Here is a 9,741-nt window from a genome sequence, read left to right as displayed (position 1 = left end):
GGTGTGTGGGCGCAGGATCACCGTCGGCGTACTGCACCGCGTAACGGCGCTTGCCGACCGCGAGATCGGTTATGTGCCGCCCCGTCCCAAACATTTTGAAAGTATCGTGCCCCTGCGCGAGGTCGTCGCATCTTCTATGGGCATGACGACCGCAAGCAAAAAGGTAATGGCAAAATATGACGAGCTTTTACGCGCGCTCGGCCCCGAGCTTTCCATCCTGCGCACCGCACCGCTCGACCAAATCGAAAAGGAAGCGGGCGTGTGCATCGCCGAAGGCATCCGCCGCCTGCGCTGCGGCGAGGTAGAGATTCACCCCGGCTACGATGGCGAATATGGGCGTATCCTTGTTATGAACAAAGACGATGTAGAGCGCTTCGCCGGACAACTGAGCCTCTTTGCACCGGAAGAAAAACAAGAGAAACCAGTCCCTGCCCCCGTTTCCCTGACGGCCGATACCACCGCCGATCCGGAGCCTACCGTCGCCTATATTCCCGCCGACGCGCAGCAATACGGTTTAAACGACGAACAATGGCGGGCGGCATCAGCAGACGATCCTGTTGTATCAGTACTTGCCGGGCCAGGAACAGGCAAAACACGCACGCTCGTATACCGCATCGCCTATCTGGTGGAGGAATGCGGCATAGCGCCGCAAAACATCACCGCCGTCACATTCACCAACAAAGCGGCGGCAGAAATGCGCGAGCGCCTAAACGCTCATTTCAATGATAAAAAAACAGTCAAAGCCATGCACATCGGCACGTTCCATTCCATTTGCCTGAACCTGCTTCGTGAATGGAACAAAATGACTACAATTCTTGATGAAAACGCAGCTCTCTCCATCCTTTCGGATGTTGCGCGCGCCTGCAACTGCGATATGCGCCCGCGCGAATTGCTGCGAGAGATATCCCGCGTCAAAAATGGGCAGAGCGGCAACGTGCCTCTTGTCGTCTATGACGCATACTGCGCCAAGCTCAAACAGTTAGGCGTGTTGGATTTTGACGATATCTTGCTGGAAGCGCTTCCTAAATGCAATAGTGAAGACGTAAAAGTAAAAGCGCTTTTGCCGCGCTTCTCTCATTTGCTGGTGGACGAATTTCAGGATATCAACCCCGTGCAATACGACCTGATCCGCGCGTGGAAAAATAAAAACGGCAACCTATTTGTGATCGGTGATCCGGATCAGTCCATCTACGGCTTCCGCGGCAGCGACGCGCAATGCTTTGCCCGCCTGCACTCTGATTTTGCACCGGTATGCGAAATACGCCTCAAAAACAATTACCGCTCCACCCCGCAGGTAATCGGCTGTGCGCTTCATCTTTTGGGGCGCGATCCGTCCTTGCTCGATGCCAAACGCAAAAACAGCGTGCCCGTACGCCTGCTTGCTACAGACTCCTCGTTTTCAGAAGCGTTGTTCATCGCCAAGGAGATCAACGCGATGGTGGGCGGCGTAGATATGCTGTCCGCGCATTCCAGATCGAAAAAACAACAGGATGCACACGTCGGACCTTCGGATATTGCCGTCCTGTACCGCACCCATCGTCAGGCAGAAATCATTGAGGACTGCCTGAAAAAAGAAGGGATACCTTATGTCGTCGCAGGCAAAGACGACAGCCTTTCTGACCGTCGCGTCATGGGCGTGTTGTCATTTTTCCGTTTATTGAATAACCCCGGCGATGTCGTATCTCTGGAAACATACTTAAAATCCGCCAGCGTGCCCCCTGCCCTCGCGCAGCAAATATGCACCCGTTATGCTTCGGCAAAGCAAACTGTATCCACACTCGTATCATTGCTCACGGAGCTTGGCGAAACCAAAACTGCCGCATTACTTGAAAAATATGCGGCATTGTATAAAAAAGAAACACCCGCGACTTTGCTTGCGTCATTTTTTTCCGATCAAGAGTATGAAGAATTGCCCGCCCCGCTCGAGCGGTTGTGCAGTATGGCGGTGCTCCATGAGCGCATGGATGATTTTTTGCTCAACCTGACGCTCGGTACAGAGGGTGATGTGCGCCGCAGCGGCGGCAAGACGTATACTTCCGACGCAGTCACACTGATGACGCTGCACGCCTCAAAAGGCCTCGAATACCCCGTTGTATTCCTGTGCGGCGTAAACGACGGTACGATCCCTTTTGTAAGCGAGAAACACACCGGCGATATCGATGAGGAGCGGCGGTTGTTTTATGTGGGTGTGACGCGTGCGCAGGACGAGCTGATCCTGCTTGCCGATAAAAATGATCGTTCGCCGTTTTTATCGGCGCTTCCGTCCGGCAGCGTACAGCATGGCAATGCGCATGTTCGCAAGAAAAACACAGCGAAACAGCTTGGATTTTTCTAAGCAAGGCCCCCGACTGATCGCCGGAGGCCTTCTTCTTATATCTGTTATTTTGTTACCGGGCGCAAAATCTGGTAGCCCGCCGTTTCCGGGAGCATCCTCTGATATGCCTGGCACTGTTCGTTCCACGCAAAGCCCTTTTGCGCGGGATCGAAGTTCCATGCCAGCGCGTCTACACGGTTCACGACATCGCCGCAATCCTTCATAAAATCAAACGGAGGATGCGAAAACACCAGATAGTAGCTGCCCGGAAAAGACTTCATTTCAAACCCCTCCGGCACTTCGCCATCGTAATCATCCTCAACGCCAAGACCATAGAAATAGCCCCGCTTGCCGTCCTTTTGATACCATCCCGCCGTATGCGCCGTGACGATTGGGTGCATCACGTGTGACATGCTTTCGATGATCCCGCTCACCTCGTCACAATCGTGTTTTTCAAAAAAATCACAATATTCCTGCACGCTGTCGTCCCAAATGCCAATGTATTTGTGCGGCGGGATATATTCAACGCTCACGCTCGGTTCCGTCAAAACTGTTTTATTCATAGTTGGTTCTCCTTGTCCTTCATAATATTCCGGAAAGAGGACTTCTTTTTTGATTGATATGGGAATGGGTCTTGGCGCTTTGCGGTACATAGCAGGCGTACACCCATATGCCGATGCAAACGCCCGTGTCAGTGCCTGCTGCGAGGAAAAACCATATTCCAGTGCGATATCGAGGATACGTTTATCCGTATCCCGTATGTCCATTGCCGCACGGCACAGTCTTCTTCCCGCAATATAATTTTTCAGCGTCCTGCCTGTGACCGCGTGAAACTGGCTGGAGCAATACCCTGGCGAATAACCGATTGCGCGGGACATCCTGAGCAGCGCCGGCTGCTGCGTCAGGTTTTCTTCCACCCAGTCTATCATTTTTTGCACCGCCTCATCCCATTCGTACATATTGCCTCCCTCCTTCCTGCTTTAGAATATCACAGAAAAACCGTTCCTGTTTTAACATTACTTACAAAAAAACAAACGCCCAGTGATTTACCGAGCGCTTGTTTTTTTGCTTTCTCAGAATTCATCCATATACATATGGATCGGGTAAGAGAGATATTCCACAGGCTCCAGTTGGTCTACCGTCACATACCCTGCCGGCGCGTTCAAAATAGTCGGGATACGATTGACGACTGTCGCACATGTATGCTCCACCGTTGCCGGCTTGGTGACATAAAACGTCGTATCCGGCTCGCCGGTTATTTTCCAGTCACACATATCGCCGTCGTCCGGCCCATATACCTTGCCGATACATTGCGTTTCGATCACCGGACCCTGATGCGTCTGCGTCGTGACGACCGCGCTCATGCCAATACAATTGCCCTTGGGAATCGTCGCTCCCATCGTATCTGAATAAAGGTCTGTATCGTAAAAATACGGTACGCTCTTTTGCGTCTGCGATTTGATCGTCCATCCCATCTTCGCACACAGCGATTCGTTGGAGTTCCATACATAGCTCGGTTCCAAAATTTCAGGATGCGCGAGCTGCTTTTCAAATTCGTCAGCCGTCAGCCCTACGCCGTGCGCCTGCGCCAGTGCAAGGCCGTAATCTTCCACGTTGTAGCTGACTGCGCCTTCGATCCTGTCGATGCGATGTACGCCGCCCGCCACACAAGCGATCATATTGATCCAGTAAATATCCTGCATGCCGGCGCCCACGATGGTGCATTCCGTCTCTTTTGCAAGAACGTCAAGCTTGTTTGTGATCGCCGGGGCTGTCGTCCACGGGTAGATGGCTTCTTCACACGTCGTCACAACGTTGATGCCGCGCAGCGCACAACGTTCGATATGCCCATACATGTCGTCCATAAAACTAAACAGGGTCATGACGGCGATATCCGCGTCGCACTCGTCCAGTACCGCGTCCGCATCGTCGCGGATCGGTACGTTGAGCCGTACGCCAAGCCCCGCCCATTCTCCCACGTCCATGCCGACGATATCAGGGTTCACATCGATCGCCCCTACGATCTCCGCACCTTTTTCATACAAATACCGTACTGTGTACTTGGCCATTTTACCGCACCCATATTGTACCGCACGGATTTTCTGGTGATACATATCCATTTCCTCGCTTTCTTTGGTTTTTTATAGGTAATCATTCTTCCGATACCTTATTGATACCATTGGGTAAAAAAAATAAACCGTTTTGCGTACAAAAAATCCCCCGACTGCAAAAGCCGGAGGATTGCATCTTTTTAATTCGAACTTCTGATCGCCTCCAGCGGGCTCATCTTTGTCGCCTTGCGCGCCGGATAGATGCCTGACACGATGCCTACGCCCACAGCGATCGCCACCGCGCCAAGCGCAAGCCACCACGGAATGGAAAGCTGTACGCCGTTTTGGAAATACATACCAAGGAAGCTGATCTCTCCTCCGCCAAAATTGGCGATCGCACCGAACACATAGCTGATGCCAAGCCCGATTAGGCCGCCAATGAGGCCAATCATTGCCGCCTCCACCAAAAACATCAGGTTAATCTTGCTGATGCCAAGCCCGATGACCTTCATCACGCCGATCTCGCGGCTGCGTTCCAGGATACTTGCCAGCATGGTATTTGCAATACCGATCGCGGATACAAACAGCGAGATCAGCCCGATCGCGATAAGCTGCGACTGCTGGCGCGCCTGTTCCTCCTGCATCTGCGTAATCCACTCGGTCGGGCTGTAGGCCTGGAAGCCCATATCCTTCACCGATTGCAGCACCTCCGCAACAGAATCCACATCTACCGCATTCACATACCCCTGCGTATACTGTCCCTCTTTTACATTTTGCTGATCCATCAGCTTGCGGTTCTCACGGATCAGCTTGTTCGCCGCCGGAATGCTCATATAAATATTATAGCTTTCCTGATTGTCCGCCTGCTCCAAAATACCTGTTATCTTCGCACGGTATTCCTTGGGCTTGGGCTGGTCAGGCGTCGTAGGGTCAGGATTCTCGATCAAATATCCACTGCCCGGATAATACTTCACGCCCGAGGTCAGCCAGTCGATGTCCGGCCCCTGCGGTATTTGCATGTCTGCCTCAGACGCCATAACGGCTCCGCTGCCCATCATCATCATACCGCCATACATGCCGCTCTGATCGTTCGGGTCTGAAAAATACTGGCGCGCATTCGCGCCGACCACCAACTCGACGTTTGAATTCTCGCCAAATACGCTTCCCTCCATAAACTTGAAGTCCATGGTCTTGGGGTCGACCGCCATCACTCTCGTATCCGCGCGGTACTTGCCAACCACCATATACGACGGGATATACATCACCCCCGTCGCACTTTTCACCCCGGGTATCGCACGTATCTGGTTCAATTTCGCGTCCGTCAGCTTGGCGTTTTCAGCCGAACCCATCGGCGATATCTCGATCTGCGTCAGGTCGGTGCTTTGCATGATTTGCTCATTGAATTGTTCCAGATTGCCAAGCCCCAGCGCCACCATAATCACGATACACGCCGTACCAATGATCACGCCCAGCACCGTCAGGATCGTGCGCATCTTACGCCGCCACAAGTTCGACGCCGCAAGCGCGACAATATCAAAGAATGTCATCGTCGTCCTTTTGCTCCTGGAGTTCCTGTTCGCGTTTTTTCTTCTTCTTCCTGACAACAACCACGATCACGACCGCAGCCACGCCGCCCGCAATGATGACCCATCCCCACCACGGAAAGCCCTGCGGCTCGACAGGGATTTCTTCACCCGGCTCCATGCCGCCACCATAGTCGGGCATGGGCACGAGCTCCGTCGAAACGGGCACCCTGATCTCGTATTCTTCGCCGTATTCATCCTCATAGGTAACGACAAAATTGCCTTCCACCGGGCCGGGCTGGATCATTCCTTCATCCATGCCGCCTGCCTCCGGCGAAAGCCCTCCCCCGATCTGCTCGCCTTCCTTTTCACGTCCGGCCATGCCATCGCTCGAAATATTGATGTCCGTTGCAGCATCTGCACCGCCAATCATAGACACATCGCCTGACGATACCATTTTATCGCCATAGGCCACTGCGCCGCCGTCTGCTCCGGCTGCTCCGTCCATGCCCGCGTTCGGGTCAGGTGCAACCGAAGCATAGATGTCCGCCGTTTTTGCCGTTCCCGATTCCATATTACCGAGGAACGCACTGGATTCCGGCGTAAGCCCGGGTACCTCAAGCGTCACCGTCACATTGTATAACGTATTTTTTCCCTTGTTGTAAAGGTTCAGGCTCGCGGAAGTCGTGTCGCCCATATAGACCTGCGACGGGAACTTCGGCGGATCATATTCCAGCCGTATCTTCTGGTGCACCTCCACGCTGATCTCGTCCGTCGCGGTCAGCTGTGCCGCCTGATTGTCCTCATAAGCGATCGCAATATCGATCTTTTGCGGCCCTGCCTTCGCGTCTGCGCGCGCCGCCATCGTAAAGGTGAAATCCGCCGTCTTCTTGGGCGCGATCTTTTCGATATATGCCGTATTGGTGTTGTCCCCCGGCATCAGGTCTGTCGTCTGGCTCTTGAACGTCACCGTGATATTTTTGACCGTCACCGATTTGCTGGTATTTTCAAGCGTCACCGTCACGCTGAACGCTTCGCCCGCGTTGACCGGGTCGGGGCTGATCTGATAATTGCTGATGATGACCTTAGGCTGCGAGGTCGGGCCGCCTGTTCCACCGCCTCCACCACCGCTGCCGCCGGAACCGCCGCCATCTCCCGGATCGCCGGGCTGGACAGGCTCGGTCGGTTCAGCGGTAGGTTCCGGACTCGGGCCGGAGGGGTCCTGTCCGTCTGTGATCTTCACAAACACTGTGAATTCCTGCATCTTGATCGTTCCGTCCGCAATGGGATATTTCGCAGTGATCACCACCGGATAATTGCCGTTCACGCGGTCTGCCGAAAGCGGCAGGTTCAAACTGACCAGATACGATTGCACGGTATTTGTCGTCCCGTCCGCCAGCTTGTTGTTTTGCAGCGCAACCTTTTCATTGTAATTGTTGAACACAAAGGGCGCCTTTTGCGGGTCTCCCAGATTCACTGACACGTTGATCGGCTCTCCCGCTTTTACCTGCTGCGATCCGCCGCTCGCGATAAGCGGCAGGATGATGTGCGCCTGACCATCCGAGACCGTGGGGCTGTATCCGTCCCTGTATGTCGAATCCATGCCCATATACTGTGTCTGGTTGTCGATCCGCAGCGCGGTCCCCCTGTTGCTTTCCGATACCGCCGCCATCGCGGGCGAAACCGCGCACACAAGCGCCAGCATGATCACCAGTACAAATACTACAATCCGTTTCTTCATCTCAATTCTCCCCTTGCGTTCCTAATTCTGCTTCTATTATGGTCTCTGCTTCCAGCTGCTTATTACGTATATCGCGTTTTGCCACTTTTCCGTCAATGATATGGATGATCTGATCCGCATATTCCGCCTTCTCGGGGTCATGCGTCACAAAGAGCAGCGTCGCACCGCGCTTTTTTGCCTCGCCACACATAATATCCATGATCTGCGTCGCTGTCACCGAATCGAGGTTACCTGTTGGTTCGTCCGCAAAAATGATCTCCGGCTGCGAAATGATCGCGCGCGCGATCGAAACGCGCTGCTGCTGCCCGCCCGACAACTGGTTTGGCAAATTGTTGAGCTGCTGCTTGAGCCCCATCTCGATCAATAGCTTTTTCGCCGTCTTGAGCCTCTTTTGACGGCTGACGCCGCGAAACATCAACGGCAGCGCCACATTTTCCGCCGCGCTCATCGTGGGCATCAAATTAAAAGACTGAAACACAAATCCAATGTGCTGCAGCCTGAAATCTACCAGTTCCTTTTCGTTCATTTTATACGTTGGTTTTTTCTTGATGAATATTTTGCCGGAGGTCGGATGCTCCAGCCCCGCAAGTAACGAAAGCAGCGTCGATTTGCCGCTTCCCGAAGTGCCCACGATCGCGCATATCTCGCCGGGCATGATGTTGATATCCACACCGTCAAGCGCATGGATCTTTGCACTGCCCATGCGGTATATCTTCTTTAAGTTTCTCGCTGCAATGATCGGCTCCACGCCATACCTCCATAAGGGTAATATATTCAGATATTTTGAAATGGATAAAAAAAGATTCCCGAAGATACACGGGAATCCTGTGTTGTCAAAATAATGCCTATCCCCCATATACCATCTTTTTTCATTATATCATAAAACCGTACACAATATGTATGAACAGTTCATGAAAATGGTAGCAGGGGCTTGTATCACATTTGTATCATTTTTTTCCGCTCGCGTGCTCCTTGATTTTCTGAAAGCTCTCCTCGCTGATCACGTGTTCGATACGGCATGCGTCGCTTGCAGCCGTCTGCTCGTCAACGCCAAGCTGCATCAGATATTCCGTCAGCAGGCGGTGACGCTCATAGATACCTTCGGCAATCTTTTTGCCCGCATCCGTCAGGTGGAGCTGTCCGCCCTTTTCCATCCAAATATAATCCGCTTCCTTTAATATGCTCATCGCCCGGCTTACGCTTGGCTTGGTCACATCCAGATAATTCGCAACGTCGATCGAATGCACTACGCCCGTCCTTTGCTGCAGAACCAAAATCGCTTCCAGATAATTTTCGCCCGATTCCCTTAAATCCATGCCCAAATCCTTTCCGTTGCTGTTCGCATATTTGCAGCGAAACCCTTTTGCATTGATTATAACACAAATTCTCCAAAAGTCATTGACAAATGCGGTTAGCGGTAGTAAACTCAAGATGTCAGGTGGGTTAGTTAGCGCTAACCCGTATATTTTGTTTTTATGTTAGCTCTTGCTAACAACCGAAAGGAGTGACTGTTTATTATGCCTCTCACAATGGCACGTACAGGCGTCAGAAGTTTTATCTGCAAGATCAACGGCAAAGACGAGGTTCGTCGTTTTCTCGGAAATCTCGGTTTTGTCGAGGGCGAAAACGTAACTGTGATCTCTGAAATGGGCGGCAACATGATCGTCAATGTGAAGGACGCGCGTATCGCCATCAGCAAAAGCATGGCGAACCGGATCATGATCGAGCAACAGGCCTCCTAAGAAAGGAGTTTTTATGAACGAAGCATACGAAAAAACATTGCGCGGCGTACGGTGCGGCGAAACCGTGACCGTCAAAAAGCTTACAGGCGACGGCGCGCTCAAGCGGCGCATTATGGACATGGGCATCACCAAAGGCGCGTCTGTCTTTGTACGCAAGGTTGCACCACTCGGCGATCCCGTAGAGATAACGGTGCGGGGCTACGAGCTCTCCATCCGCAAAGCGGATGCGGAAACCATATTCGTCGATTAGACAGGCAGGGCAGAGCGCTTATGTGCTCTGCATATTTTATGAAACGCAGTTAGTTTTGGCTAACTAACGATTGGAGGAAGCAGAACCATGGGAATCAAATTTGCTCTCGCAGGAAACCCC

At 52.6% G+C, this 9,741-nt stretch carries 9 protein-coding genes; 3 read left to right on the top strand and 6 right to left on the bottom strand.

Features of this window, described 5'->3' with window-relative positions; genetic code table 11:
- Positions 1 to 2,335 (top strand): UvrD-helicase domain-containing protein (locus VB081_RS00945; protein WP_323398998.1); only part of this gene is annotated, 2,335 nt, incomplete at its 5' end.
- Between the two features lie 44 nt (positions 2,336 to 2,379).
- On the opposite strand, the gene VB081_RS00940 is transcribed toward VB081_RS00945, so the two are convergent.
- The 6 genes from VB081_RS00940 to VB081_RS00915 all read right to left on the bottom strand — a co-directional run bounded on the left by VB081_RS00940 (position 2,380) and on the right by VB081_RS00915 (position 8,945).
- Entirely contained in the window at positions 2,380 to 3,273 is an 894-nt protein-coding gene (locus VB081_RS00940; RefSeq protein ID WP_323398997.1) for an AraC family transcriptional regulator, read from the bottom strand.
- 114 nt (positions 3,274 to 3,387) lie between these two features.
- On the bottom strand, positions 3,388 to 4,428 hold the full coding sequence (locus tag VB081_RS00935) for an NAD(P)H-dependent amine dehydrogenase family protein (protein WP_323398996.1): 1,041 nt from the start codon (positions 4,426 to 4,428) through the stop codon (positions 3,388 to 3,390).
- Between the two features lie 137 nt (positions 4,429 to 4,565).
- Positions 4,566 to 5,912, bottom strand: a complete 1,347-nt coding sequence (locus tag VB081_RS00930) for an ABC transporter permease (RefSeq protein ID WP_323398995.1) — start codon at positions 5,910 to 5,912, stop codon at positions 4,566 to 4,568.
- The gene (locus tag VB081_RS00925) at positions 5,899 to 7,629 is read right to left on the bottom strand and encodes a COG1361 S-layer family protein (protein ID WP_323398994.1); all 1,731 of its coding nucleotides are present in this window, start codon (positions 7,627 to 7,629) and stop codon (positions 5,899 to 5,901) included. Before VB081_RS00925 ends, VB081_RS00930 begins: the two co-directional genes overlap by 14 nt.
- Before the next feature lies 1 nt (position 7,630).
- Positions 7,631 to 8,377 (bottom strand): ABC transporter ATP-binding protein, encoded by a 747-nt coding sequence (locus tag VB081_RS00920; RefSeq protein ID WP_323398993.1) that lies wholly within the window; start codon positions 8,375 to 8,377, stop codon positions 7,631 to 7,633.
- A 199-nt stretch (positions 8,378 to 8,576) separates the two neighbouring features.
- A complete protein-coding gene (locus VB081_RS00915) occupies positions 8,577 to 8,945 on the bottom strand; it encodes a metal-dependent transcriptional regulator (protein ID WP_323398992.1) in 369 nt (122 codons plus the stop codon).
- Positions 8,946 to 9,146: 201 nt separating this feature from the next.
- Here VB081_RS00915 and VB081_RS00910 point away from each other — a divergent pair, with 201 nt between their 5' ends.
- Both VB081_RS00910 and VB081_RS00905 read left to right on the top strand, forming a co-directional pair.
- Positions 9,147 to 9,371, top strand: a complete 225-nt coding sequence (locus VB081_RS00910; RefSeq protein ID WP_323398991.1) for a FeoA family protein — start codon at positions 9,147 to 9,149, stop codon at positions 9,369 to 9,371.
- A gap of 13 nt (positions 9,372 to 9,384) precedes the next feature.
- A complete protein-coding gene (locus tag VB081_RS00905; protein WP_323398990.1) occupies positions 9,385 to 9,621 on the top strand; it encodes a FeoA family protein in 237 nt (78 codons plus the stop codon).
- Positions 9,622 to 9,741 lie beyond the last annotated feature (120 nt).

This window comes from Christensenella sp., assembly GCF_034927525.1.
GTDB lineage: Bacteria > Bacillota > Clostridia > Christensenellales > Christensenellaceae > Christensenella.
Note: the sequence above shows the minus strand (reverse complement) of the source record. Positions and strands in the feature narration are given on the sequence as shown.

What these genes read in the sequence shown, in the direction of transcription:
- VB081_RS00910 (WP_323398991.1), top strand. Translation starts at nt 9,147, where the DNA reads ATGCCTCTCACAATGGCACGTACAGGCGTCAGAAGTTTTATCTGCAAG.
- VB081_RS00925 (WP_323398994.1), bottom strand. Translation starts at nt 7,629, where the DNA reads ATGAAGAAACGGATTGTAGTATTTGTACTGGTGATCATGCTGGCGCTT.
- VB081_RS00905 (WP_323398990.1), top strand. Translation starts at nt 9,385, where the DNA reads ATGAACGAAGCATACGAAAAAACATTGCGCGGCGTACGGTGCGGCGAA.
- VB081_RS00930 (WP_323398995.1), bottom strand. Translation starts at nt 5,912, where the DNA reads ATGACATTCTTTGATATTGTCGCGCTTGCGGCGTCGAACTTGTGGCGG.
- VB081_RS00935 (WP_323398996.1), bottom strand. Translation starts at nt 4,428, where the DNA reads ATGTATCACCAGAAAATCCGTGCGGTACAATATGGGTGCGGTAAAATG.
- VB081_RS00940 (WP_323398997.1), bottom strand. Translation starts at nt 3,273, where the DNA reads ATGTACGAATGGGATGAGGCGGTGCAAAAAATGATAGACTGGGTGGAA.
- VB081_RS00915 (WP_323398992.1), bottom strand. Translation starts at nt 8,945, where the DNA reads ATGGATTTAAGGGAATCGGGCGAAAATTATCTGGAAGCGATTTTGGTT.